Genomic DNA, 26,076 nt, shown 5'->3' on the forward strand with positions numbered 1-26,076 from the left:
CCGCATCGTTCAATAGAAGCGCTTCGGGTCGCCCGACTCGAGCAAGCTCGCCAGCTGTGTCAGGGCAAATCGCAGCTCTTCCTGACTGGTGGGCGACATCAGCACCACCCTCACCCCTCGCGGGTCCCCGCTGCGCTCCACCTGGAACTGACTGCCGCTCATGACGATCACGCCATTGGCCCGGGCCAGCAGAGCGAATTCGTCGCTGCGCCACTGTTCCGGCAGGTTCAACCAGACGTGGTAACCATGGGGCTGGCTGCGCAGCGCACCCGCGCCGAACACTTCACTGGCAATCGCCTGCCTCGCGGCGGCCTCGGCCCGGTGCATGCGAATCAACTGGCTGTCGAGGCCTTCGCCGATGACATGGCTGGCCAGCTGCGCAGTCAGCGGAGAAGGCATCCATACCGTGCTGCGCACCATGGAGGTCAAGCGCGACAGCAGCTTCGGCGGGCTGTACAGGTAGCCGATGCGCAGGGCCGGCAGCACCGACTTGGACAGGCTGGTGAGGTAGATCGAGCGGTCCGGGGCGAAGGTACTCAAAGGGCGGGTATCGGCATCGGTGGCCAGGAACCCGTAGATGTCATCGTCGAGCAGCAGGAAGTCGAACTCTTCGGCCAACGCGGCAATCTGCGCCCGCCGGGCATTGGACATGATCGCGGTGGTCGGGTTCTGGCAGGTGGCCACGCAGACCAGCATCGCCGGTTTCTCGCGCTGGCAGATTTCGCGCAGGGCCTCGGGGATGATCCCCTCTTCGTCCATCGGTACGCCACGCAGGCGCCGGCCAAGGCCGTGAGCCACCGAGATGATGCCCGGATAGCACAGCGACTCGCACAGCACCAGGTCGCCGGCCTCGGTCAGGGCACTGATTGCCACCATCAGGCCGTGCTGGGCGCCACTGGTAATGACCACCTGTTGCCACTGCGCACCCGGCAGCCAGTGCCGCAGCCACTGGGCGCCGGCTTCACGGTGCAGGGGGTGGCCACTATCGGGGGTGTAGTCCAGCGCCTGGTCGAGGTGGCTGGCGTTGGCCAGTTCGACCAGCGCGTTGCGCAGCCAGTACTGCAAGGTCTCGCCGTAGGGCTTGATGATCGACAGGTCGAGCTCTTCGGCGCGTGGCGAGTTTGCCGTGGTGAACAGTGGCCTTTGCACGGGCTTGCCGACGGAGCGCTCCTCGGCCTTGTCGCTGATCCGGTCGAGCACGTAGGTGCCGCGCCCCACTTCGCCTTGCGCCAACCCTCGGCGCGAGGCCTCGATGTAGGCACGGCTGATGGTGCCGGGGGTCACGTCCAGGGCGGCGGCCAGCTCACGCAAGGTCGGCAGCCGCTCCCCGCGCTTGAGCGTCCCGCTGGCGATGTCCCGGGCCAGCGCGTCGGCGATGGACAGGTACATTGGCTGGTTGCTTTCGCTGATCTGAGGAACCCACATGAGACGGCTACCGAGTGGTAAATGATTGTATTTTGATCATATCACATGACTTGAGTCGATCCATTAAGCGATTCAAATTGTATCCAACGTGTGTGAAGCGGCTCACAAGAGCACATTTCCAGCCTGTTCAACTCTCAAACTTAGCCACGCAATTTCAATGAGTTAACGCAATTCAGGGCCAATCCTGTTCGGCGGTTCGGTATTTTGTGTGGCGATTTTCACATTGAACCTATTGAAACAAATCAATGCATCGATATAGAGTCAATCTCATTCGACTCAATCGAATCAATCCCCCTGACACACCAATCCGGACGCACCATGGACACCATCAGAAAGGACTTTTCACTCTCAGCGCTGATCGCCGGCCTCATCGCGGTGATCATCTCCTACGCCGGCCCCTTGATCATCGTGTTCCAGGCCGCCCACCAGGCGCAGCTGAGCAACGAGGTCACCGCCTCGTGGATCTGGGCGATTTCCATCGGCAGCGGCCTGACCGGCCTGCTGCTCAGCTGGAAACTGCGGGTGCCGGTAATCACCGCCTGGTCGACCCCCGGCGCCGCCCTGCTGGTGTCGATGCTGCCGACCGTGTCGCTGGCACAGGCGGTTGGCGCCTATATCGTCGCCTCGCTGCTGATTACCGTGGTTGCCTTGAGCGGCGCCTTCGACCGCCTGATGAACCGCCTGCCCAAGGCCATCGCCGCCGCCATGCTGGCCGGCATCCTGTTCCGCTTCGGCGCCGAGCTGTTCAGCTCGATTCGCGTCCAGCCGTTGCTGGTGCTATCGATGCTGGTGGCCTACCTGGTGTTCAAGCGTCTCTCACCGCGCTACGCCATTCTCTCGGTACTGATTGTCGGCTGCGCGCTCGCCGCCGGGCTGGGCCAACTGAACACCCAGGCCCTGGTACTGGAGATGACGGTGCCGGTCTGGACGGCACCGGAATGGAACTGGCACGCCATCGTCAATATCGGGTTGCCGCTGGCCCTGGTCTCGCTCACCGGCCAGTCGGTACCCGGGATCGCCGTGCTGCGTACCTCCGGCTACCAGACCCCAGCCCGGCCGATCGTGTCGGTCACCGCCATCGGTTCGTTGCTGATGGCGCCCTTCGCCTGCCATGGCGTCAACCTGGCAGCGATCACCGCCGCCATCTGCACCGGCCGCGAAGCCCATGAAAACCCCGACAAGCGCTATATCGCCGGGATCGCTTGCGGCGCCATCTACCTGCTGATGGGCACTTTCGGCGCAACCCTGGCCTCGGTGTTCTCCGCATTGCCCAAGGAGCTGATCGCCGCCCTCGCCGGCCTCGCCCTGTTCGGTGCCATCGCCACCGGCCTTGCCGGTGCGATGGCCGACGAGAAGCAGCGCGAACCGGCGTTGATCACCTTCCTGGTCACCGCGTCGGGGATGAGCTTCCTCGGCCTCGCCGCTGCCTTCTGGGGGCTGATCTTCGGCCTCGTCGCCTACTTCGCCCTGGGCTACAGCCGCCCGAGCAAGACCAGCCAACACCAAGAGGCACGCGCATCATGAGCCAGAGCTTCGATTTCGTTGTCATCGGGGGCGGTATCGCCGGTGTCTCGGTCGCTTATCAACTCGCCGAACATGGCCGTGTCTGCCTGCTCGAACGTGAACGCCAGCTGGCCTACCACACCACCGGGCGATCGGCGGCCATCTCCATGGAAAGCTACGGCAATCAGCACATCCGTGCGCTGACCTGCGCATCCCGAGGCTTCTTCGAAGCACCACCGGCCGGGCTGGCGAGCACACCGTTGTGGTCACCTCGCGGCGCACTGATCGTCGCCACCCACGAGCGCGAGGCGCAGTTGCGCCATCGCTTCGAGGCGGTACGCCAGCATGTGCCCGACGCACGCTGGGCGGATGCCGAGCAAGTGATGGCACTGGCACCCTATCTGGCCCCTGGGCGCTGGAGCGCCGGCATCCACGAACCCGGCGCCTTCGACCTCGATGTACACGCCATCCATGGCGCCTACTTGACCGGCCTGCGCCAGCGTGGCGGCGAGGTCCGCCGTGACTGCGAGCTGTTCGGCGCTCAGCACCGGGATGGGGTCTGGCGCCTGCTCTGCGCTGATGGCAGCACCTTGCACAGCCGGCTCATCGTCAATGCCGCCGGCAGCTGGGCGGACACCTGCGCCGAACGCTGCGAGGTGCCGGCGATCGGCCTGCAGGCCCTGCGCCGCACCGTACTGGTTGTCGACCCCCATTGCGAGGTGCACAACACCCCTTACCTGGGCACCCTCGACGAAGACATCTTCATCAAGCCCGAGGCCGGCCGCCTGATCGTCTCCCCCTGTGACGAGACGCCCTCCGCGCCCTGCGACGCGCAGCCCGAGGAGCTCGACCTGGCCATCACCCTCGATCGCCTGGAGCAAGCCACCCAATTGCGCCCAAAACGTATCGTCAACCGCTGGGCCGGCTTGCGCAATTTCGTTGCCGATCGCACCCCGGTGGTCGGCGCCGACCCACGACAACCTGCTTTCGTCTGGCTCGCCGCCCTGGGCGGCTATGGCATCCAGACCGCACCGGCGCTGTCGCGCCTGTGCTGCCACAGCGCGCTTGGCCTGCCCATGCCGGCAGACCTCGCCGAACGCGGCCTCGACTATGCGCCGTTCTCACCCGAGCGCTGCCGCACCGCGACCTTCGCCACGCGCCGCGTGACCGAGGTCGCCCAGTTGCACTGATCCACCCACACAAAAACAAATGCCATCACAAGGAGTGAACACCATGCACAGCACCGCCCACGCCCAGGCCAGCCAAGCCCAGCCCTTCCTCACCGATGACAACGTCATCTACACCGACCAGGCGCCCTTCCCCCTGGGCACCTACTCCCAGGCCATCCGCGTCGGCGACACCGTCTACCTTTCCGCGCAGACACCAGTCGAGCCCAGCTCCAACGAAGTACTGGCCAAGGACTTCGAAGGCCAGCTGCGCCAGACCCTGGACAACCTCAAGGCCATGACCGAAGCCTGCGGCGGCAGCCTGGCCAACGTGGTCAAGGTCACCGCCTTCATTACCGACCTCAGCGAGTTCCCCACCCTCAACCGGGTGATGGAAGCCTATTTCAGCAAGCCCTACCCGGCGCGCACCACCGCCGGTGCCAGCGCCCTGGCCCGCGGCACCCTGGTGGCAATCGACGCGATCATGGCACTGCCACCGCGCTGACTCGCGCCTGCGGTGCCGTCATGTGACGGCGCCGCACCCTCCTTTTCCTTCTTCTGCGCGAGGACACGCAATGGACCGTCTTTGCAGGCCCTTCGTTTTGCAATGCATCACCTGCGGCACCCGCTACGCGCCGTACCAGGTCGAATACTTCTGCCCTCATTGCCGCACCGATGGCGCCCTCGACACCCTCTACGACTACGACAGCGTGCGCCGGGAATGCGACCGCGACAGGTTGGCGACCCAGGCCGGGCTGGGCATGTGGCGTTATCGCGCACTGCTGCCGCTGGACAGCGAGCGCTATGTGCCACGCCTGCTGGTCGGCAGCACACCGCTGTACGAACGCCCCGGCCTGCTCGAAACCGACAGCGGCATGAGAGTCTGGGTCAAGGACGAATCCCGGCAGCCCACCGGTTCACTGAAGGACCGCGCCAGCGCCCTGGCGGTGGCGCTGGCCCTGGAAAGCGGCGCCAGTACGGTTGCGGTAGCCAGCACCGGCAACGCCGCCTCCGCGCTCGCCGGCATGAGCGCCGAGCGCGGCCTGCGCAATGTGATCTTCATCCCCCGCACCACCCCACGGGAAAAACTGGCGCAGATGATCGGCTATGGCGCCGAGGTGATCCTGGTCGACGGCGCCTACGACGAAGCCTTCGAACAATGCCGCAACGCCTGCGAAAGCAATGGCTGGTACAACCGCACCACCGGCATCAATTCGTACATGACCGAAGGCAAGAAGACCGTCGCCTTCGAGATCTGCGAACAGCTGGGCTGGCAAGTACCCGACCTGGTCTTCGTGCCGGTCGGCAACGGCTGCATTCTCGGCGCGGTGCACAAAGGCTTCCAGGACTTGCTCAAGCTAGGCTGGATCGAACGTATGCCACGGCTGATGGGCGTCCAGGCACGGGACAGCAACTTCATGTACCGCGCCTGGTCCAGCGGCCTTCCCCTCGAGCAAGTTGAAAAACGCGCCCCGACAAGCCTGGCAAGCAGCATCAACGTGGCCTTCCCACGCGATCGCCTCAAGGCATTGCGTGCGGTACGCGACAGCGAAGGCGAGTTCCTCTGTGTCGACGACACGGCCATCGTCCAGGCCGCCTCGCGCCTGGCCGCTCGCACCGGGATCTTTCCCGAGGCCGGCGCCGCCAGCAGTTACGCCGGCCTGCTGCAGTACGCCGAACAACACCCGCACAGTCGCGAAAGCGCCGTGCTGCTGATTACCGGCAGTGGCCTTAAGGACACCTCGATCTACTTGCCCTCCACCCATACCGCCTCGTCTGCGGCTGCCCGGCAGACGCCGGCAACCGCCATTGCCTCTTGAAGGGAACGCCATGAACCTGGAAACCTGTGACGCCAACATCGCCCGACTGATTTCCCGCGAACGCTTCCGCCAGGAAATCCATATCGAACTGATCGCCTCGGAGAATTACGTGAGCCGCGCGGTGCTGGAAGCCCAAGGCTCGGTGCTGACCAACAAATATGCCGAAGGCTACCCTGGCCGACGGTACTACGGCGGCTGCCAGGTGGTCGACGAAATCGAGTCGCTGGCCATCGAGCGTGCCTGCGCGCTGTTCGGCGCCGAATACGCCAACGTCCAACCCCATTCCGGCTCGCAGGCCAACCAGGCGGCGATGCTGGCACTGCTGCAACCGGGAGACACCCTGCTCGGCATGGCCCTGGCCGACGGCGGCCACCTCACCCACGGGGCCAAGGTGAACTTCTCCGGCAAGTGGTTCAACGCCGTGACCTACGGCGTCAACCCCGAGAGCGAAACCCTCGACTACGAACAACTCGAGCGCCTCGCCCGCACGCACCGCCCGAAGTTGATCATCGCCGGGGCGTCGGCCTATGCGCGACCTATCGACTTTGCTCGGTTTCGCGCCCTGTGCGATGAAGTCGGTGCCTACCTGATGGTCGACATGGCTCACTACGCCGGCCTGATCGCTGCCGGGCTCTACCCGTCGCCAGTGCCCTACGCCGACATCGTCACTTCCACCACCCACAAGACCCTGCGTGGCCCGCGCGGCGGGTTGATCCTGGCCCGCCAGGAGCATGCCGCCGCGCTCGACAAGGCGATCTTCCCGATGTACCAGGGCGGCCCGTTGATGCATGCGATCGCTGCCAAGGCCGTGGCCTTCCACGAAGCCGACACGGAGGACTTCCGACGCTATCAGGCGCAAGTGATCGAGAATGCCAAGGGCATGGCCCAGGTGCTCACCGAACGTGGCCTGCGCATCGTCTCCGGCGGCACTGACTGCCACATGTTCCTGGTCGACCTGCAGCCCCTGGGGCTCAACGGCAAGGCCGCCGAAGCGCTGCTGGAAAGCGCGCGCATCACCCTCAACAAGAACGCTATTCCCAATGACCCACAGGCCCCGACGATCACCAGCGGCATCCGCATCGGTACCCCGGCCATCACTACCCGTGGCATGGGGCTGGAGCAGGCCAGGTTACTCGCACAGCTGATCGCCGACCTGCTGCACGCGCCGGACGACACCGAAGTGCACAGCGAGGTGTGCCGCCAGGTGGACCGGCTGTGCGAGGCATATCCCGTGTATCGCTGAAACCCGACGGCAGCCGACTCCGCACCATGGCTCAAACGGCCAGGGGTCGGTTGTATCGCTGGAGAGATATGAATGGAGCGGATGGTGTCCCAGGCAGGATTTGAACCTGCAACCTTCCCCTTAGGAGGGGGATGCTCTATCCAATTGAGCTACTGAGACCCTGAAGCCGGCAACGAACGCTGCGCGGCAGAGACGGCGAGCATGTTAACCAGCATGTAGCCATTTGTCATGCCTCAATCGGGCAATTTGCACGTCGGATTATTCTCAGGTGATGGGCCAAGCGCGCCATGCTCACCCAGCAACCTCAGCAAGGCTTCGACTGCATTGGATAATGAAGTCGAATTGTCCAGCACATGGACTGAAGCATCATAAGCCTGCATACCCGCGCTGCGCGCCAACCGCTGCTCGACTTCCTCGTGGCTTTCCCGGCCACGAGCCAGGAGTCGCTCACGCAGCACCTGCGGCGAAACAGCCAGCCCCACCGCCAGCAAGTCGGGATAACGCTCACGTGCTCGCGCCAGATAACCTCGCGAGCCATTGACCAGCACCGACAGCCCCTGGTCAAGCCAGTCATCCACCTGGATCGGAATGCCATAGGAAAGCCCATTGGCCTGCCACGACAGGGCAAATTCACCGGACTGGCGCATCGTTTCAAAGCGCTCAGCGCTGACACCGACAGCGGCCTCACCTTTCGCCTCGGCCGAGCGGGTTATCACACGCCGGGCAATTTCAACACCTTGCGTAAGCAGTTGCTCGCGCGCGGCATCGATCAGGGAATCTTTCCCGGAGCCGGACGGTCCTATCAGGAAGATCAAACGCCCCCTTGAGGATGGCGTGCCGCTTGCGTCATATTGCATAGCCACTATGCTCAATGTGAGGGGAACCCGTGCATTCTAGGTTTTTTCCCTGACCTTTGTCGCCATTTACCAGATTTTGACGACAAAGGTCTGACACCTTGGCGATTCGATAAATGTGAAACTTTTCAAACCAGTGCTCATTTCTGATAATTGGTACTGGCAAAAAGCCTTTATCCGGATCACTATTTGTCACAGAATTGACGCCAAGGAAACGGCGACCATGAGGCAAGATGAAGACCCAAAATCACATCACGGTTGAACATTTTGTCGTCGCCGCGGTCGTACTTCCACCGTGCGGCCAATTTGAGAACCGCTTCCCCTGAACCAGAACAACCGGTCAATTTATATGCGCCCAATGAAACAGGCTATCTATTCGAGCCGCACCGCTGACAAGTTCGTCGTCCGCCTGCCAGACGGTATGCGTGAGCGCATTGCCGAGGTAGCGCGCAACCACCACCGCAGCATGAACTCCGAAATCATCGCACGCCTGGAGCAGAGCCTTATCCAGGAAGGTGCGCTGGGTGACGAGCTGAGCATGCGCCTGGACAGCCCAGAGCTCAGCCTGCACGAACGCGAACTGCTGCAGCGCTTCCGCCAGCTTTCTCACCGCCAGCAAAACGCGCTGGTCGCCCTCATCGCTCACGATGTGGAAATGGCCGCCGACGCGTCCTGATAGCGATCTTCCAGCCGCACACAAAAAAGCCAGCGCAAGCTGGCTTTTTTGTGTGCGGAACAATCCATGCCCCATTGATTTGACGCGGCCTCTGTAGGAGCGGCTTCAGCCGCGATCACCCGCAAAGCGGGTGCCACACACCGCAGTGTCCGCATCGCGGCTAAAGCCGCTCCTACAGCAGGAACAGCGTCGCCAGACCCAGGAAGATGAAGAACCCGCCACTGTCGGTCACAGCGGTGATCATCACGCTGGAGCCCATGGCCGGATCGCGCCCCAGGCGCGCCAGGGTCATCGGGATCAGCACCCCCATCAAGGCGGCCAGGAGCAAGTTCAAGGTCATCGCCCCCGTCATCACCAGGCCCAGTGACCAACTGCCGTACAGCCAGAACGCCACGACACCGATCACCCCGCCCCAGATCAGGCCATTGAGCAGCGAAACCGCCAGCTCCTTGCGCATCAGCCGGCTGGTGTTGCCCGGCGAAACCTGGTCGAGCGCCATCGCGCGCACGATCATGGTGATGGTCTGGTTACCCGAGTTACCGCCGATACCGGCAACGATCGGCATCAACGCCGCCAGCGCCACGAGCTTTTCGATCGAGCCTTCGAACAACCCGATCACCCGCGATGCCACGAATGCCGTGATCAGGTTGATGGCCAGCCAGGCCCAGCGGTTGCGCAGCGAACGCCAGACGGACGCGAAGATGTCTTCCTCCTCACGCAGACCGGCCATGTTGAGTACTTCGCTCTCGCCCTCTTCACGAATCAGGTCGACCATCTCATCGATGGTCAGACGGCCGATCAGCCGCTCGCCTTTATCCACCACCGGCGCGGAAACCAGGTCATAACGTTCGAAAGCCAGGGCGGCGTCATAGGCATCTTCCTCGGGATGGAAGACCACAGGGTCATTGGCCATGACCTCCGCGACCTTCTTTTCCGGGTCGTTGACCAATAGCCGCTTGATCGGCAGGACGCCCTTGAGCTTACCGTCGTAATCCACCACGAACAGTTTGTCGGTGTGCCCCGGCAGCTCCTTGAGCCGACGCAGGTAGCGCAGCACCACTTCAAGGCTGACGTCTTCGCGGATGGTGACCATCTCGAAGTCCATCAACGCACCGACCTGCTCCTCGTCGTAGCTCAGGGCCGAACGTACGCGTTCGCGCTGCTGGGCATCGAGGCTTTCCATCAGCTCATGAACGACGTCACGTGGCAGCTCGGGCGCCAGGTCGGCCAGTTCATCGGCGTCCATCTCCTTGGCGGCGGCCAGCAGTTCGTGATCGTCCATGTCGGCGATCAGGGTCTGGCGGACGGCGTCGGAAACTTCGAGGAGGATGTCGCCGTCACGGTCGGAGCGCACCAACTGCCAGACCGTCAGGCGATCTTCCAGCGGCAGCGCTTCGAGAATGTAGGCAATGTCGGCGGGGTGCAGGTCATCGAGCTTGCGCTGCAGTTCGACGAGGTTCTGGCGGTGGACGAGATTTTCCACCAGGTCGTGGTGGTGACCTTCCTGACGGTGCGTCAGGTCCTCGACCACCCGCTGGCGCTGCAGCAGTTCGATCACCTGGGCCAGGCGATCCTGCAGGCTCTCTTGGGCTTTCTTTACTTCGACTTCGGTCATAGGCGAACTCCACTCCCAGCAGCGGAGCACGCCGGGAGAATCAATCGGTCAGATCTTTCTGTATGAATCGTGTTAGCGAGTAACTACTGGGTAAGTCCATGGTGGGATTCCACAAGCCCCGGCGGGGCTGACGGGCGCAATCATACACTGTGTAAGCTGTCGGATCGCTTAAAATTTTGGCCAGAACAATCGTTTGCGAGCCAAAGCTGTGACAACGCTCGAAGCCAACAGTGCGACGGTGGGGCGGGCGGAAAAAGCACATTGCTTTCAGGGCCGCCTAAAGACTTGGCGACCCACCTCGAACCGTAGGAGCCAGCCTTGCTGGCGAACCAGGCGACGCGAAGGATGGCACCGGCTGCGCCGGTGTTCGCCGGCAAGGCCGGCTCCTACACGGGCCGCGAGCCCCTACAGAAAAGCGTAGATGCACATCAGCGACAATTCAGTGCGCCAGAAAAACAAAAAGCCCGCTCAAATGAGCGGGCTTCTTGATGTATGGCGGACTCAGGAGGATTCGAACCTCCGACCGCTCGGTTCGTAGCCGAGTACTCTATCCAGCTGAGCTATGAGTCCGTGGGGTAGTTTTAGACCAGATTACCACTGGTGGTTGAAACAGCCTTGCAAGCAAAGCCACTTCAAAAGTGGCGGACTCAGGAGGATTCGAACCTCCGACCGCTCGGTTCGTAGCCGAGTACTCTATCCAGCTGAGCTATGAGTCCGTGGGGTAGTTTTAGACCAGATTACCACTGGTGGGTTGAAGCAGCCTTGCAAGCAAAGCCATTTCAAAAATGGCGGACTCAGGAGGATTCGAACCTCCGACCGCTCGGTTCGTAGCCGAGTACTCTATCCAGCTGAGCTATGAGTCCGTGGGGTAGTTTTAGACCAGGTTACCACTGGTTGATTGAAGCAGCCTTGTAAGCAAAGCCACTTCAAAAGTGGCGGACTCAGGAGGATTCGAACCTCCGACCGCTCGGTTCGTAGCCGAGTACTCTATCCAGCTGAGCTATGAGTCCGTGTCTTGCTGCGCATTTCAGGTCGCCTAAACATTTACATCCGCTTAAAGCGCCCTGAGCGAATAATGGCGGTGAAGGGGGGATTCGAACCCCCGATACCCTTATGAGGTATACTCCCTTAGCAGGGGAGCGCCTTCGGCCACTCGGCCACCTCACCGCAACACGAGGCGAATATTAAACACACCCTTCCTCGTTTGCAACCCTTTTTTTGAAAAAAACTTCAAAAAAATTAAAGGCTTGGCTCCTCGTCCTTCTCTTTCTTGATCCGCAGGTAGATTTCCTCGCGGTGAACAGCCACTTCTTTAGGCGCGCTAACGCCAATACGCACCTGGTTGCCTTTGACACCCAGGACCGTCACGGTGATCTCACCGTCACCAATGATCAGGCTCTCGGCGCACCGACGAGTCAGAATCAGCATAGTTTTCTCCTCACTTGAATCTTCAGGGACAACAGTCTTTGTTAACGGGGCCTGGCCGGGGACGACGGCATGAGGCCCAGGACAACTGCCAGCGGTGCCTGGACAGGGACACCACCAGCGGGCAGAAACGCGAAGGGCGCGGCAAGCCGCGCCCCTCCAGGCAGCGCCTTACTCGCCCTGTCGGGCAGGAGCATCGAGTTCGAACGCGGTGTGCAGCGCACGAACGGCCAGCTCCAGGTACTTCTCTTCGATCACCACCGAGACCTTGATCTCGGAGGTGGAGATCATCTGGATGTTGATGCTCTCCTTGGCCAGGGCCTCGAACATGCGGCTGGCGACACCTGCGTGGGAGCGCATGCCGACACCGACGATCGACACCTTGGCAATCTTGGTGTCGCCGATCACTTCACGCGCGCCGATTTCACGGGCGGTGTTTTCCAAAACGGCCAGCGCCTTCTCGTACTCGTTGCGGTGTACGGTGAAGGTGAAGTCGGTGGTGTTATCGTGCGAGACGTTCTGCACGATCATGTCCACTTCGATGTTCGCGGCGCTGATCGGGCCGAGGATCTTGAAGGCGACGCCTGGGGTGTCCGGGACGCCACGAATGGTCAGCTTGGCTTCATCACGGTTGAAGGCGATACCGGAAATGATCGGCTGTTCCATGGATTCCTCTTCATCGATGGTAATGAGGGTACCCGGACCCTCCTTGAAGCTGTGCAGCACGCGCAGCGGGACGTTGTACTTGCCGGCGAACTCCACCGAGCGGATCTGCAGCACCTTGGAGCCAAGGCTGGCCATTTCCAGCATCTCCTCGAAGGTGATCTTCTCCAGGCGCTGGGCCTGGGGCACGACACGCGGGTCGGTGGTGTAGACGCCATCGACATCGGTGTAGATCTGGCATTCGTCGGCCTTCAAGGCCGCCGCCAGCGCCACGCCAGTGGTGTCGGAACCGCCACGGCCGAGGGTGGTGATGTTGCCGTGCTCGTCGACGCCCTGGAAACCGGCGACCACCACGACACGCCCGGCCTTGAGGTCGGCGCGGATCTTCTGGTCGTCGATCTGCAGGATGCGCGCCTTGTTGTGCGCGCTGTCGGTGAGAATACGCACCTGGTTGCCGGTGTAGGACACCGCCGGCACGCCGCGCTTCATCAGGGCCATCGACAATAGGGCGATGGTGACCTGCTCGCCGGTCGAGACAATCACGTCCAGCTCGCGTGGTTCCGGCTGATCGGTGATCTGCTTGGCCAGGTCGATCAGGCGATTGGTTTCCCCGCTCATGGCCGACAGCACAACCACCAGGTCGGTGCCTTGCTCACGGAATTTCTTGACCTTGTCGGCAACCTGCTCGATCCGCTCGATGGAACCGACAGAGGTACCGCCAAATTTCTGTACGATCAACGCCATTTCAAAGGTGCCTCAGCCCTCAAGGGCCCCAAAAAACAATCCAACATGAAGAGGCCGGTGACTAGACCACCGGCCCCTTCATCTCAAAGTCCCTGCTCGGCGAACGGCACGGCGAGGGCCAGGGCCTGGTCCAGCGAGGCGACGTCGACGCCACCACCCTGGGCCATGTCCGGACGACCACCGCCCTTGCCGCCTACCACCGCGGCAGCTTGTTTCATCAGGTCGCCAGCCTTGAGTTGGCCGGAGAGGTCCTTGGTCACGCCAGCCACCAGCACGACCTTGCCCTCATGCTCGCTGCCCAACAGGATCACTGCGTGGCCGAGCTTGTTCTTCAGTTGATCGACGAGCGCCAGCAGGGCCTTGCCGTCCTGCCCATCCAGGCGGGCGGCGAGGACCTTGGCACCCTTGACCTCAACGGCCGCATTGGAGAGATCGTCCCCGGCGGCGCTGGCGGCCTTGGCCTGCAGCTGCTCGAGCTGCTTTTCCAGCTGGCGGTTGCGCTCGAGCACAGCCGACAGCTTGTCGATCAGGTTGTCGCGATTGCCCTTGACCAGTTGCGCGGCTTCCTTGACCTGCTCTTCGGCAGCGTTCAGGTAGGCCAGCGCGGCGGCGCCGGTGATCGCTTCGATACGGCGCACGCCAGAGGCCACACCGCCTTCGCTGATGATCTTGAACAGGCTGATGTCGCCGGTGCGCTTGGCGTGGATGCCACCGCACAGCTCGACGGAGAAGTCACCGCCCATGCTCAGCACGCGCACGGTATCGCCATACTTCTCACCAAACAACGCCATGGCGCCTTTGGCCTTGGCGGTTTCGATGTCAGTCAGCTCGGTCTGCACCTCGGTGTTGCGACGCACTTCGCGGTTGACGATGTCCTCCAGGGCCTTGATCTGCTCCGGCTTGACCGCCTCGAAGTGGCTGAAGTCGAAACGCAGGCGCTGGCTGTCGACCAGCGAGCCTTTCTGCTGAACGTGCTCACCCAGCACCTGGCGCAGCGCTTCGTGCAGCAGGTGGGTGGCGGAGTGGTTCAGCGAGGTGGCGTGCTGCACATCGGCATCGACGCGAGCATCAACAGTGGCGCCGACAGTCAGCGCGCCGCTGGCGATCACGCCGTGGTGCAGGAAGGCGCCACCGGTCTTGGTGGTGTCGCGCACATCGAAGCGCGCGGCACCAGCCTGCAGGTAGCCGGAGTCACCCACCTGGCCGCCGGACTCGGCGTAGAACGGGGTGCGATCGAGGACAACGACACCCTCCTCGCCTTCTGTCAGTTGCTCGACCGACTGGCCGTCCTTGTACAGAGCGATGACCTTGCCTTGGCCTTCGGTAGTGTCATAGCCGAGGAAGTCGGTGGCAGTGTCGACCTTGACCAGGCTGTTGTAGTCCATGCCGAAGGCGCTGGCGGAGCGAGCACGCTCACGCTGGGCTTCCATCTCGCGCTCGAAGCCGGCTTCGTCGATGGTCAGCTCGCGCTCGCGGGCGATATCGCCGGTCAGGTCCATGGGGAAGCCGTAGGTGTCGTACAGCTTGAACACCACGTCGCCCGGGACGACCTTGCCCTGCAGTTGGGCCAGGTCCTGCTCGAGGATGCGCAGGCCTTGCTCCAGCGTCTTGGCGAATTGCTCTTCTTCAGTCTTGAGCACGCGCTCGATATGCGCCTGCTGGCCTTTGAGCTCAGGGAAGGCTTCGCCCATTTCCGTGACCAGCGCGGCGACGATCTTGTGGAAGAAGCTGCCCTTGGCACCCAGTTTGTTGCCGTGGCGGCAGGCGCGGCGAATGATGCGGCGCAGCACATAGCCACGGCCTTCGTTCGAGGGCAGCACACCGTCGGCGATCAGGAAGCCGCAGGAACGGATGTGGTCGGCGACCACTTTCAGCGATGGCTGCTCGTCGTTGCTGCAACCGATGGCTTCGGCGGCGGCGGCCAGCAGGCTCTGGAACAGGTCGATCTCGTAGTTCGAGTGCACGTGCTGCATCACCGCACTGATGCGCTCCAGGCCCATGCCGGTATCCACCGACGGGGCCGGCAGCGGGTGCAGGACGCCATCGGCGGTGCGGTTGAACTGCATGAAGACGTTGTTCCAGATCTCGATGTAGCGGTCACCGTCTTCTTCCGGCGAGCCGGGTGGGCCGCCCCAGATGTCCGGGCCGTGGTCGTAGAAGATCTCGGTGCACGGACCGCACGGGCCAGTGTCGCCCATGGTCCAGAAGTTGTCGGAGGCGTACGGGGCGCCTTTGTTGTCGCCGATGCGCACCATGCGCTCGGCCGGCACGCCGACTTCCTGGGTCCAGATGTCGTAGGCTTCGTCATCGCTGGCGTAGACGGTGACCCACAGTTTTTCTTTCGGCAGGTTCAGCCACTTGTCCGAAGTCAGGAAGTTCCAGGCGAAGGTGATGGCATCGCGCTTGAAATAGTCGCCGAAGCTGAAGTTGCCCAGCATCTCGAAGAAGGTGTGGTGGCGGGCGGTGTAGCCGACGTTTTCCAGGTCGTTGTGCTTGCCACCGGCGCGCACGCACTTCTGGCTGCTCACGGCGCGGGTGTAGGCGCGCTTTTCCTGGCCGAGGAAGCAGTCCTTGAACTGGTTCATGCCGGCGTTGGTGAACAGCAGGGTCGGGTCATTGCCCGGGATCAGGGAGCTGGAGGCAACGCGAGTATGTCCCTGCTCTTCGAAGAAGCGGAGGAAGGCTTCACGGATTTCTGCGCTTTTCATAGGTTCTTCCACGGAAACGGCGGCCACACGTCGAATCGACGAAACGACGGCAAAGGGCCGCATTATATCGGTCCTGCAGTCTCGGTGCAGTGTGTTTATGCGATAGAAACCGTCGATTGGACGGTTTGCAGGGCTAAAGCAATAGAAAACGGCATGACCGCGATGCTATCGCCAGCGTTTCGCTACTGGCAAGCCAATTACGGCGCAGGTGGGAGGAAAATGGAATGGAGGGTGGATGAAAAGAGTTTCATCCGTGAAGGGATCCAAAACCGAGCCATTCCACCGGGCTTTGTACAAACCTCTGGGGCGGCCTCTGTAGGAGCGGCTTTAGCCGCGATCACCCGCGAAGCGGGTGCCTGGCACCGCGTCGCCTGCATCGTGGCTGAAGCCGCTCCTACACAAGGTTGGTGTCAGGCCAGGCGCTGGCCCGAGTCCGGCACAATCAGGATGCCGGCACGCAGCCCGTTCTTCACCTTGGGGTTGGGGAAGATGATCCGCGCGCCCTCCTCTTCGACGACCCAGCGCATCTCGGCCAGGTCCTCGGCCAGCAAGTAGCCCTTGCTCAGCTCGGAGAAGTTCTCGATGTCTGCCGGCAGGTGCAGGTGGAAGCTGTCGCTGTGCTTGATGATTTCGCGCGCGACGCTGAACAGTTGCAGGCCATCCAGGGTTTCTTCACTCGCAGGCTCCGAACCTTCGATGATCTGGACCAGGCGGGCTTTCAGACGGCTCAGGTTGACCTGCTGGTTCTGGCCGAACGGACGGGCCTTGCCTAGCTCCAGGGTGAAGGCTTCGGCATCCAGCTGCTCGTAGGTGAACGCACTGAAGGTGATCGACGACTTGCTCTGCAGCAACACCGCCTCCATTCCGGCCGCAGCCAGTCGCGCCAACTCACGGCGTGAGTGCTTGCGACCGTCCTTGTACGGATAAAGCGCGAACTGCTCGATCTTGGACCCGCGAATGGCGGTATGCAGGTCGTAATGCAGGCGAGTGCGCTCAGGCTTGCTGAAGAATACCCGGGCGAACTGCTCGAGCTCCGCGGCACGCAGTGCCTCGAAGCCACTGGAGAGTTCGTGGCGACCATTGAACAGGCGGTTGATGTCCTGCTCGATGAAGCGCTCGCCCTTGCGAATCGCCGCCGGGTTGCCGAACAGGAACAGTACCCGCGCACGGGGCTTTATCTCGCCGTTGGCGATACCGTGCAGCAACAACTCGAGCAACTCGATCGGCGCTGTCTCGTTGCCATGGATACCTGCCGACAGCAGCAGGTCGAGCCCGCAATCCTCGCCTTCGGGCGGGCGCACTTCCAGCGCGCCCTCCCCCAGCCAGCGCAGACGCACGCCCCTGGTGGTCACTTGGGTCTTCTCGGCCGGTTCGTGACCGGTCAGGGTCAGCTCAAGCAGTTTGCCAAGGGCAAGCATAGGCGCTTCCTTAGTGGTGGTGGCCGCAGTCCGGGCCATGGACGTGATCATCGTCACCGGCGACGTCGGCCGGTTCCATTTCCAGCTGCAGGCTAACCAGGTTGGTGGCCATCGGGCGCAGCAGCAGGTTGGCGTACTCAGTGTCGTCTTCCTCGACATCGACGCCGATCAGCAGCTGGCCACGGCCGTCCTGCTGGATCCACACTTCCTTGCCTTGCCAGACCACGGCAAAACGGGTGCAGGAGGTTTCCAGCTGGGTGCCGTCTTCATCTTCCAGGATCAGGCGCAGGGCGTCGGACATTGCTATTTCTCTCTATCAAGGTTGGCGTTGGAACGGATAGACCGAGCCCAGTTTCAGGATCTGGGTCAGCTCATCCAGTGCCGTACGGCATTCCACCAGCAGCTGCGGGTCGGCCAGGTCCGCCTCGCCGAGGCGATCGCGGTAGTGCTTGTCGACCCACTGCACCAAGGTGTCGTACAGCGAGGCGGTCATGATAACGCCTGGATTGACCGCCGCCAGTTCGTTTTCCTTCAACGCCACACGCAGGCGCAGGCAAGCCGGGCCGCCACCGTTCTGCATGCTCTGCTTGAGGTCGAATACCTTGACCTCCTTCACCGGGCCGCCCTGGCTGGTGAGCTGGCCCAGGTACGTCCAGACACGCTCATTGTTACGGCACTCTTCCGGCACCACCAGCAGCATCGAACCGTCCTCGCGGCTGAGCAGCTGGCTGTTGAACAGGTAGGAACGCACCGCGTCCTCCACCGTCACCGCCGCGCGCGGCACGCAGATGCCCTTGAAGTTGCCGCCCTTGCTGGCCAGTTTAGCCTGCAGTTGGCCAAGCACCGCGTCGGTCTCGAGGAAGGCATCCTCGTGGTAGAACAGCACCTCGCCGTTACCCACCGAGATCACGTCGTTGTGGAACACGCCCTGGTCGATCACCGCCGGGTTCTGTTGAGCGTAGACCACGCCATCATCGCTCAGCCCATGCAGGCGGGCGACGGCCTGCGAGGCCTCCAGGGTCTGGCGCGCCGGATACTTCTGCGGCGCGGGATAGCGGCTGTCGAAGGCGCTGCGGCCATAGACGAAGAACTCGACACCAGCCTCGCCATAGGCGCGGCAGAAACGGGTGTGGTTGGCCGCGCCCTCGTCACCGAATTGCGCCACGGCCGGCAGCGCTTCATGGTGGGCAAAGACCTTTTCATCGCTGAACATGGCACCCAGTACACGGCTGGTGGTCGGGTGCTCGATGCTGCGATGATACTTGCAATTGAGGTTGGCAGCGGTGAAGTGCACGCGACCATCGGCGGTGTCGGCACTCGGGCTGACGGTGGCGGCGTTGGCCACCCACATGCTCGACGCCGAGCAACTGGCGACCAGCAACGGCATGGCGTCTTTCGCGGCACGCTGGATCACTTCGGCATCGCTGCCGGTGAAGCCCAGGCGGCGCAACGCGGCGATGTCCGGACGCTCCTGCGGGGCCAGCACGCCCTGCTTGAAGCCCATCTCCATCAGGGCCTTCATCTTCGCCAGGCCCTGACGCGCCGCTTCGCGCGGGTTGGACCCCTGCTGGCTGTTGCTCTGCGAGGCTACGTTGCCGTACGACAGGCCGCCGTAGTTGTGGGTCGGCCCCACCAGGCCATCAAAATTCACTTCAAAGGATTTCATCGGCAAGGCTCCGAGACCTGTTGTTATAGGGTGACGCCCGGCGTCAGGGTCGCCGGCAGTGCAAGGCTCGCGGTCTCCAGCGAAGCCACGGGGTAGGCGCAGTAGTCCGCCGCGTAATAGGCACTGGCGCGGTGGTTGCCGCTGGCACCGACGCCACCGAACGGCGCACTGCTGGCGGCGCCGGTCAGCTGCTTGTTCCAGTTGACGATGCCGGCGCGGCTGCGCAGCCAGAAGTGCTGGTAACGGGCGTTGGAATCAGACAACAAGCCAGCGGCCAGGCCGTACTGGGTGTTGTTGGCCTCTTCGATCGCTGCGTCGAAGTCGGCGTAGCGGATCACCTGCAACAGCGGGCCGAAGAATTCTTCATCCGGGCGCCCAGCCACGGCGGTGACATCGATGATGCCCGGGGTGAGCAAGGCGGCATCGGCCTGTGGCTGGGTCATTTCCAGCAACGCCACCGCGCCCTTGCCGAGCAGTTCGGCCTGGGCCGCCAGCAGCGCGCGCGCGGCCTGCAGCGAGATCACCGAGCCCATGAACGGGGCAGGCTGCTGATCGAACGCGCCGACACTGATGCTGCGGCTGACATCGACCAGGCGCTGGATGAGCGAATCACCCCAGGCACCTTGCGGCACCAGCAGGCGACGGGCACAGGTGCAGCGCTGGCCGGCGGAGATGAAGGCCGACTGGATGATGGTGTACACCGCGGCGTCCAGGTCCTTGACCTCATCGACCACCAGCGGGTTGTTGCCGCCCATTTCCAGGGCGAGGATCTTGTCCGGGCGGCCAGCGAATTGTTGATGCAGGAGGTTGCCGGTACGGCTGGAACCGGTGAAGAACAAACCGTCGATGCCTGGGTTGGCCGCCAGCGCCACGCCAGTTTCACGTGCGCCCTGGACCAGGTTGAGCACACCGGCAGGCAAGCCGGCCTCGACCCAGCATTGCACCGTCAGCTCGGCGACCTTAGGGGTCAGCTCACTGGGCTTGAAGACCACACAGTTGCCGGCCAGCAACGCCGGAACGATATGGCCATTAGGCAGGTGGCCTGGGAAGTTGTACGGGCCGAACACCGCAACCACGCCGTGGGGCTTGTGGCGCAGCACGGCGGTGGCGTCCGCCAGCGGGCCACTCTTCTCACCAGTGCGCTCACGGTAGCTCTGCACCGAGATGGCGACCTTGTTGACCATGCTGGTCACTTCGGTGGCCGACTCCCACAGCGGCTTGCCGGTTTCTTCACCGATGCAGTGCGCCAGCTCTTCGGCGCGGGCCTTGAGCTTGCCGGCAAAGGCTTCCAGCACACCGATCCGCGCCTCCAGGCTCAACGACGCCCAGCCGGGGAACGCCTGGCGGGCGGCCTGCACGGCAGCCTCGACCTGGCCTGCGTCGGCACCCTGCCCAGTCCAGACCACGGCCTGGGTAACGGGATTGAGCGATTGCAGGGCTTCACCCTGGCCGGCCAGCCATTGGCCGGCGATGTAATGCGTGGTCATTTATTGAGCCTCCCGGCCGGCGGACAGCGGTACCGCGCGCACGTTGTCGCCAGCACCCAGGCGCAGGCGCCTGGCGGTTTGCGGATCGACCACAAGGGTGCCGGCCGCCAGACGTGCGGGCGCTGCGGTGATACGGCAGTCTTCGCGCTTGCGGTTATGGATGATGTAGGGGGTGGCGTCGTCGCCCGGCGTGCCCACGGCCAGCACCAGGGTCTCGCTGTCGCGCACGGCGCGGATTTTCGAGGTCTCGCACTCGATGGCCGGGCCTGCGTCGAAGATGTCGACGTAGCCCTGGTAATTGAAGCCTTCGCGCTTGAGCATGGCCAACGCAGGCTCGGTGTCGCTGTGCACGCGGCCGATCACATCACGTGCAGCTTGCGACAGGAAGCAGGTGTACAGCGGGAACCTGGGCATCAGCTCGGCGATGAACGATTTGTTGCCCACGCCGGTGAGGTAGTCGGCCTGGCTGAACTCCATCTTGAAGAAGTGCCGGCCCAGGCTTTCCCAGAACGGCGAGCGGCCCTGCTCGTCGGACATGCCGCGCATCTCGGCGATGATCTTGTTGCCGAACAGCTGGGGGAACTCGGCGATGAACAGCATGCGCGCCTTCGACAGCAGACGGCCATTGAGGCCGGTGCGGTAATCACCACGCAGGAACAGCGAGCACAGCTCGGAGTTGCCGGTCAGGTCGTTGGCCAGGAACAGCGTGGGGATCTCGCGGTAGATGTTCAGCTCCTGCGAGGCACTGACGGTCAGCCCGACCCGGTAGTTGTACCAGGGCTCACGCAGGCCGACGGCACCGGCGATGGCACTGATGCCGACCACCAGGCCCTCGTCGTTCTCCAGCACGAACAGGTAGTCGGTGTCGCCGCGCTCGGCTTCGCCACGGAAGCTTTTCTCGGCCCAGCCGACACGCTGGCCGAGGCGTTCCTCGTTGGCGGGAAGCGTGGTCAGCCCGGTGGTGCCGGTGCTGCGGGCCAACTCGATCAGCGCGGGTAAATCGCTGCTGCGTACAGGACGAACGATCATGCTATCTCCTTGTGCGGCGGTCTGTGCCTGCCGCGAAACTCTCTGTTCCGGCGTTTCAGACCGCGACCAGGCGCACGCTGGCACCGTCGCCGACACCCAGGGCCTCGGCGGCTTGACTGTTCAGGCTGACCGGTTTGCCCGGCACCCAGTCCAGCTCCAGCAGCACCGCGCGGTAATCCTGCAACTGGCCATTGCACACCAGGTACGGGCGCCCGCCCTTGATCGGGGCGTCGTCGAGCTTGACCGGCACCACGCGGCTCTGGGCGATGGAGCGGATGCCCGAGGTACGCGCATGCAGGGTTGGCCCGCCGTCGAAGATGTCGATGTAGTGCTCGGTCTCGAAGCCTTCGCGCATGAGGATGTCGAAGGTGATCTGCGCACGCGGATGAACCTGGCCCATGGCCTCCTGCGCCGCATCGGGCAGCAGCGGCACGTAGATCGGGTAGTGCGGCATCAGCTCGGCGAGGAAGGTGCGGCTCTTCAGGCCGCACAGGCGCTCGGCGTCGGCATAGTTGAGGTCGAAGAAGTTGCGGCCGATGGCATCCCAGAACGGCGATTCGCCCTGCTCGTCGCTATAGCCGACGATTTCGGTCACCACCGACTCGGCGAAACGCTCGGGGTGGGCGGCCATGAACAGCAGGCGACCGCGCGAGTTGAGCTCAGCGAAGGCACTGCTGACCAGCTCCGGCACCACATAGAAACTGGTCAGCAGGCTGTTGCCGGTCAGGTCGTGGCACAACGACAGGACGTGGATCTTGTTGTGGATCTTCAGCTCGCGCGAGGCGTGCACGAAGGTCTCGTTGCGAAAACTGTAGAACGGCTCGGAGTAACCGGCCGAGGCGACAATGGCCGAGCAACCGACCAGCTTGCCGGTGGTGCTGTCCTCGAGCACGAAGAAATAGCTCTCCTCGCCATTGAAACTGACTTCGGCGGCGAAGGAGGTTTCCGACGCGGCGATCTTGTCGCCCAAGCGGCTGGCATCGTCCGGCAGCGAGGTGACACCAATGGGGCTGTCGGCAGCCATGCGCTGCACTTCGTTCAGATCCGCCATTTGTGCGGGGCGCATCACCAGCATGGTGTCACTCCTTTCAGGAAAGCGCGCCGATCACATCGGCACGGAAAAACGGCGGGCACGCGCCACTACCTGCAAGCAGGTGCCCGCACTGAAATTCAGGTATCGCCGGCCCCGCTCAGGGCCGGCGAACAGACCGAGGGCTCAGCCCTGAGTCAGTTTGCGCACGGCGCGCTCGAAGCGAGCCAGGCCTTCATCGATGTCGGCATCCTCGACCACCAGGCTCGGGGCGAAGCGCACCACGTCCGGGCCGGCCTGCAGGACCATCACGCCTTCTTTCTCGGCGGCGTTGAGGATGTCCTTGGCCTTGCCTTTCCAGGCATCGCTCAGCACGCAGCCGATCAGCAGGCCGACGCCGCGCACCAGGGTGAACAAGCCGGTTTCCTGGCCGATCGCCTCCAGGCGGGTCTTGAAACGCTCATGCTTGGCTTTGATGCCTGCCAGGGTTTCCGGGGTGTTGACCACGTCCAGTACGGCGCAGGCCACGGCGCAGCCCAGGGGGTTGCCGCCGTAGGTGGTGCCATGGGTGCCGACTGCCAGGTGCTTGGCGATGTCGGTGGTGGTCAGCATGGCGCCGATCGGGAAACCGCCGCCCAGGCTCTTGGCGCTGGTCAGGATGTCCGGCGTCACGCCGTAGTGCTGGTAGGCGTACAGCGAACCGGTGCGGCCGACGCCGGTCTGCACTTCGTCGAAGATCAGCAGGGCATTGTGCTCGTCGCACAGCTTGCGCGCGCCTTCGAGGTAGGCTTTGTCAGCCGGGACCACGCCACTCTCGCCCTGGATCGGTTCGATGACCACGGCGCAGGTCTTGTCCGAGATCTGTGCCCTGAGCGCTTCCAGGTCGTTGTACGGGACGTGGCTGATGCCAGTGATCTTCGGGCCGAAACCGTCGGAGTACTTGGGCTGGCCGCCAACGCTGACGGTGAACAGGGTGCGACCGTGGAAGCTGTTCACGGTAGCAATGATTTCGTGCTTCTCGGGGCCGAAGCGGTCGTGGGCGACGCGACGGGCCAGCTTGAAGGCGGCTTCGTTCGATTCCGCGCCGGAGTTGCAGAAGAAGGCGCGCTCGGCGAAGGTCGCGTCCACCAGCTTGTGCGCCAGGCGCAGGGCCGGCTCGTTGGTGAAGACGTTGGAGACGTGCCATAGCGTATTGGCCTGCTCGGTCAACGCCTTGACCAGCGCCGGATGGCAGTGACCCAGGGCGTTCACGGCGATGCCGCCGGCGAAGTCGATCAGCTCGCGACCCGACTGGTCCCAGACGCGGGAGCCCTCGCCGCGCACGGGAATGAACGCCGCGGGGGAGTAGTTCGGCACCATGACCTGGTCGAAATCGGCACGTTGCACCGGGGCTTGCTCAACGGACATCTGAGTCTCCTGAAGAGGAACGCTGGCCTGGAAGTGGCGAGCGATGAGGGGATTGTAAGGACTGATCGGCGCCTGTCCTTGCTGCCAGGCGACAACTTGTTACAGCGCAAAACCCAGTTTTGGCAGGGTTTTCGGCAATGCGACAAACAGTGTCGCAATAGCGCAGTGTAACGGGAGAGAAAGGTATGGTGAACGGGTGTTCACTTTATAGAAGAGGCAGGTTGTTCCGGCCTCTTCGCCGGCAAGGCCGGCTCCTACACCTAGCGCTTGACTTACGCCCCGTAGGAGCCGGCCTTGCCGGCGAAGGGCCGGGCCTCGCCGGCGAAAGGCTCAGCCCTTCTCCGCCGGCGCCGAACTCAGCTCGAACGGGCTGCTGCTGCGCCGCTGGTTGCGATCTTCACGGGGTGTTGCGCCAAAGAAGTTGCGATACGCACTGGAGAAATGCGGCCCGGAAGAGAACCCGCACGACAAGCCGATCTGGATGATCGACTTGCTGGTTTGCATCAGCATCTGCCGCGCCTTGTTCAGGCGCAGTTCCAGGTAGTACTGGCTGGGAACGCGGTTGAGGTACTGCTTGAAGATCCGCTCCAACTGGCGACGGGACACGCACACATGCTGGGCGATCTCGTCGGTGGTCAGCGGCTCTTCGATGTTGGCCTCCATCAGCAGCACCGCCTGGGTGAGCTTCGGATGACTGGAGCCCAGGCGATTCTGCAGGGGGATGCGCTGGCGCTCGCCACCTTCACGAATGCGTTCGACCACCAGCTCTTCCGACACCGCCCCCGCCAGCTCCGCGCCATGATCGCGCGCCAGCACTGCCAGCAGCAGGTCGGTCACCGCCATGCCGCCGCAAGCGGTCAGGCGATCCCGATCCCAGTCGAACAGGTGGCTGGTGGCAATCACCTTAGGGAAGCGCTCGGCGAAATCATCCTGCCAACGCCAGTGCACCGCCGCCCGGTAACCGTCGAGCAGCCCCAGCGCCGCCAGTGGGTACACGCCCGCGGACAAACCACCGATCATGCAACCACTACGGGCCAGTTGCTTGAGCGCGCTCGACAGCGTGGAACCGACCGCAGCTGGCGGTTCATCGGCCAGCAGGAACAGCTTGTGGCACCCCTCCAGCCGACCGCTCCACGGCTCGCCCGGCAGGCGCCAGGCGCCGTCCTGGCCGGCCTCGGCCTGAAGGAAGGCCAGTTCGTAGACCACGTCCGGATGCACCCGCTGCGCCACCCGCAACACTTCCTCGGCCAATGCCAGGGTCAGCGGCCGGGTGCTGGGCCAGATGAGAAAGCCGATTCGCTGGGTGGTCATAGGGCGTGGTCCGAAACCTGGAAAGGAGGGGTCGCGCTTGTGGCGCCGAGGCATGCTGCGTGCGTTGCGCAGCATGCCCCATTCTGGTGCAAAAGTGCAGCGTTTACTTCAGGCTGCCGGAGAGGAACTGCTTGAGCCGCTCCGATTGCGGATTGACCAGCACTTCACGCGGACAGCCGCGCTCTTCCACCAGGCCTTTGTGCAGGAACACCAGCTGATTGGAAACCTCGCGGGCGAAGCCCATTTCATGGGTGACCACGACCATGGTGCGGCCTTCCTGGGCCAGCGACTGCATGACCTTGAGCACATCGCCCACCAGCTCCGGGTCCAGTGCCGAGGTAGGTTCGTCGAACAGCATCACCTCAGGCTCCATGGCCAGGGCACGGGCGATCGCCACACGCTGCTGCTCACCACCGGACATATGGCCGGGGAAAGCATCCTTGCGATGCGCTACGCCGACCTTGGCCAGGTAATGCTCGGCCTTCTCCAGCGCTTCTTTCTTGTTCACGCCCAGCACATGCACCGGCGCCTCGATGACGTTCTCCAGCGCGGTCATGTGCGACCACAGGTTGAAGTGCTGGAATACCATCGACAGGCGCGAGCGCATGCGCTGCAGCTGCTTCGGGTCGGCGGCCTTGAGCGCGCCGTCCTTGCCCGCCACCAGCTTCAGCTCTTCGTTGTTGAGCAGGATCTTGCCCGCGTGCGGCTGCTCCAGCAGGTTGATGCAGCGCAGGAAAGTGGATTTGCCCGAACCACTGGAGCCGATGATGCTGATCACGTCGCCTGCCTTGGCTTCGAGGGAGACGCCCTTGAGCACCTCATGGCTGCCGTAGCGCTTGTGCAGGTCTTGGATTTGGAGTTTGTACATGCTGTCGGATCTCACAGA

General features: G+C 63.2%; 21 protein-coding genes and 6 tRNA genes. 6 read left to right on the forward strand and 21 right to left on the reverse strand.

Annotated features, from left to right (window positions below):
- Positions 1-9: 9 nt before the first annotated feature.
- Positions 10-1,425, reverse strand: coding sequence for an aminotransferase-like domain-containing protein (locus PSEEN_RS17805; protein WP_011534950.1), 1,416 nt, complete (start codon positions 1,423-1,425; stop codon positions 10-12).
- A gap of 318 nt (positions 1,426-1,743) precedes the next feature.
- On the opposite strand from PSEEN_RS17805, the gene PSEEN_RS17810 reads away from it, so the two are divergent.
- The 5 genes from PSEEN_RS17810 to glyA all read left to right on the forward strand — a co-directional run bounded on the left by PSEEN_RS17810 (position 1,744) and on the right by glyA (position 7,157).
- Positions 1,744-2,949 carry a benzoate/H(+) symporter BenE family transporter gene (locus PSEEN_RS17810; RefSeq protein WP_011534951.1) on the forward strand — a complete coding sequence of 402 codons (1,206 nt, stop codon included), beginning with the start codon at positions 1,744-1,746 and terminating at the stop codon, positions 2,947-2,949.
- Positions 2,946-4,118, forward strand: coding sequence for an NAD(P)/FAD-dependent oxidoreductase (locus PSEEN_RS17815; RefSeq protein ID WP_011534952.1), 1,173 nt, complete (start codon positions 2,946-2,948; stop codon positions 4,116-4,118). The genes PSEEN_RS17810 and PSEEN_RS17815 overlap by 4 nt, the downstream gene beginning before the upstream one ends.
- 43 nt (positions 4,119-4,161) lie before the next feature.
- A complete protein-coding gene (locus PSEEN_RS17820) occupies positions 4,162-4,599 on the forward strand; it encodes a Rid family detoxifying hydrolase (protein WP_011534953.1) in 438 nt (145 codons plus the stop codon).
- 70 nt (positions 4,600-4,669) lie between these two features.
- Entirely contained in the window at positions 4,670-5,914 is a 1,245-nt protein-coding gene (thrC, locus tag PSEEN_RS17825) for a threonine synthase (RefSeq protein WP_011534954.1), read from the forward strand.
- A 10-nt stretch (positions 5,915-5,924) separates the two neighbouring features.
- Positions 5,925-7,157 carry a serine hydroxymethyltransferase gene (glyA, locus tag PSEEN_RS17830; protein ID WP_011534955.1) on the forward strand — a complete coding sequence of 411 codons (1,233 nt, stop codon included), beginning with the start codon at positions 5,925-5,927 and terminating at the stop codon, positions 7,155-7,157.
- Between the two features lie 82 nt (positions 7,158-7,239).
- Here the strand turns inward: glyA and PSEEN_RS17835 are convergent.
- Positions 7,240-7,316, reverse strand: a tRNA-Arg gene (locus tag PSEEN_RS17835).
- Between the two features lie 74 nt (positions 7,317-7,390).
- Positions 7,391-8,014: a phosphonate metabolism protein/1,5-bisphosphokinase (PRPP-forming) PhnN gene (gene phnN / locus PSEEN_RS17840; protein WP_011534956.1), complete on the reverse strand. Its 624-nt coding sequence runs from the start codon at positions 8,012-8,014 to the stop codon at positions 7,391-7,393.
- 346 nt (positions 8,015-8,360) lie between these two features.
- Here phnN and PSEEN_RS17845 point away from each other — a divergent pair, with 346 nt between their 5' ends.
- Complete coding sequence (locus PSEEN_RS17845) at positions 8,361-8,687, forward strand: Arc family DNA-binding protein (protein WP_003254499.1); 327 nt, start codon at positions 8,361-8,363, stop codon at positions 8,685-8,687.
- Positions 8,688-8,859: 172 nt separating this feature from the next.
- Here the strand turns inward: PSEEN_RS17845 and mgtE are convergent, their stop codons facing one another.
- From mgtE to PSEEN_RS17935, 18 genes are all read right to left on the reverse strand, one after another.
- Entirely contained in the window at positions 8,860-10,302 is a 1,443-nt protein-coding gene (gene mgtE / locus PSEEN_RS17850) for a magnesium transporter (protein ID WP_011534957.1), read from the reverse strand.
- 493 nt (positions 10,303-10,795) lie between these two features.
- Positions 10,796-10,872 (reverse strand) — tRNA-Arg (locus tag PSEEN_RS17855).
- Between the two features lie 69 nt (positions 10,873-10,941).
- A tRNA-Arg gene (locus PSEEN_RS17860) sits at positions 10,942-11,018 on the reverse strand.
- Positions 11,019-11,088: 70 nt separating this feature from the next.
- A tRNA-Arg gene (locus PSEEN_RS17865) sits at positions 11,089-11,165 on the reverse strand.
- Positions 11,166-11,235: 70 nt separating this feature from the next.
- Positions 11,236-11,312, reverse strand: a tRNA-Arg gene (locus PSEEN_RS17870).
- Between the two features lie 66 nt (positions 11,313-11,378).
- Positions 11,379-11,469 (reverse strand) — tRNA-Ser (locus PSEEN_RS17875).
- Positions 11,470-11,541: 72 nt separating this feature from the next.
- Positions 11,542-11,730 carry a carbon storage regulator CsrA gene (gene csrA, locus PSEEN_RS17880; protein WP_003254503.1) on the reverse strand — a complete coding sequence of 63 codons (189 nt, stop codon included), beginning with the start codon at positions 11,728-11,730 and terminating at the stop codon, positions 11,542-11,544.
- A 168-nt stretch (positions 11,731-11,898) separates the two neighbouring features.
- Entirely contained in the window at positions 11,899-13,134 is a 1,236-nt protein-coding gene (locus tag PSEEN_RS17885; RefSeq protein WP_011534958.1) for an aspartate kinase, read from the reverse strand.
- Between the two features lie 83 nt (positions 13,135-13,217).
- Positions 13,218-15,842 (reverse strand): alanine--tRNA ligase, encoded by a 2,625-nt coding sequence (alaS, locus tag PSEEN_RS17890; protein ID WP_011534959.1) that lies wholly within the window; start codon positions 15,840-15,842, stop codon positions 13,218-13,220.
- 410 nt (positions 15,843-16,252) lie between these two features.
- Entirely contained in the window at positions 16,253-17,260 is a 1,008-nt protein-coding gene (astE, locus tag PSEEN_RS17895) for a succinylglutamate desuccinylase (RefSeq protein WP_044488312.1), read from the reverse strand.
- A gap of 10 nt (positions 17,261-17,270) precedes the next feature.
- Positions 17,271-17,561 (reverse strand): hypothetical protein, encoded by a 291-nt coding sequence (locus PSEEN_RS17900; RefSeq protein WP_011534960.1) that lies wholly within the window; start codon positions 17,559-17,561, stop codon positions 17,271-17,273.
- 15 nt (positions 17,562-17,576) lie between these two features.
- Positions 17,577-18,926: an N-succinylarginine dihydrolase gene (gene astB, locus PSEEN_RS17905; protein ID WP_011534961.1), complete on the reverse strand. Its 1,350-nt coding sequence runs from the start codon at positions 18,924-18,926 to the stop codon at positions 17,577-17,579.
- Between the two features lie 23 nt (positions 18,927-18,949).
- On the reverse strand, positions 18,950-20,413 hold the full coding sequence (astD, locus tag PSEEN_RS17910; RefSeq protein ID WP_011534962.1) for a succinylglutamate-semialdehyde dehydrogenase: 1,464 nt from the start codon (positions 20,411-20,413) through the stop codon (positions 18,950-18,952).
- The gene (gene astA / locus PSEEN_RS17915; RefSeq protein WP_011534963.1) at positions 20,414-21,442 is read right to left on the reverse strand and encodes an arginine N-succinyltransferase; all 1,029 of its coding nucleotides are present in this window, start codon (positions 21,440-21,442) and stop codon (positions 20,414-20,416) included.
- 55 nt (positions 21,443-21,497) lie between these two features.
- Positions 21,498-22,517 carry an arginine/ornithine succinyltransferase subunit alpha gene (gene aruF, locus PSEEN_RS17920; protein WP_011534964.1) on the reverse strand — a complete coding sequence of 340 codons (1,020 nt, stop codon included), beginning with the start codon at positions 22,515-22,517 and terminating at the stop codon, positions 21,498-21,500.
- A gap of 141 nt (positions 22,518-22,658) precedes the next feature.
- Positions 22,659-23,879: an aspartate aminotransferase family protein gene (locus PSEEN_RS17925; protein ID WP_011534965.1), complete on the reverse strand. Its 1,221-nt coding sequence runs from the start codon at positions 23,877-23,879 to the stop codon at positions 22,659-22,661.
- Positions 23,880-24,209: 330 nt separating this feature from the next.
- Positions 24,210-25,190, reverse strand: a complete 981-nt coding sequence (gene argR, locus PSEEN_RS17930; protein WP_011534966.1) for a transcriptional regulator ArgR — start codon at positions 25,188-25,190, stop codon at positions 24,210-24,212.
- Between the two features lie 103 nt (positions 25,191-25,293).
- On the reverse strand, positions 25,294-26,058 hold the full coding sequence (locus PSEEN_RS17935; protein WP_011534967.1) for an ABC transporter ATP-binding protein: 765 nt from the start codon (positions 26,056-26,058) through the stop codon (positions 25,294-25,296).
- Between the last annotated feature and the right edge of the window lie 18 nt (positions 26,059-26,076).

The sequence above is a fragment of the Pseudomonas entomophila L48 genome (assembly GCF_000026105.1).
GTDB lineage: Bacteria > Pseudomonadota > Gammaproteobacteria > Pseudomonadales > Pseudomonadaceae > Aquipseudomonas > Aquipseudomonas entomophila.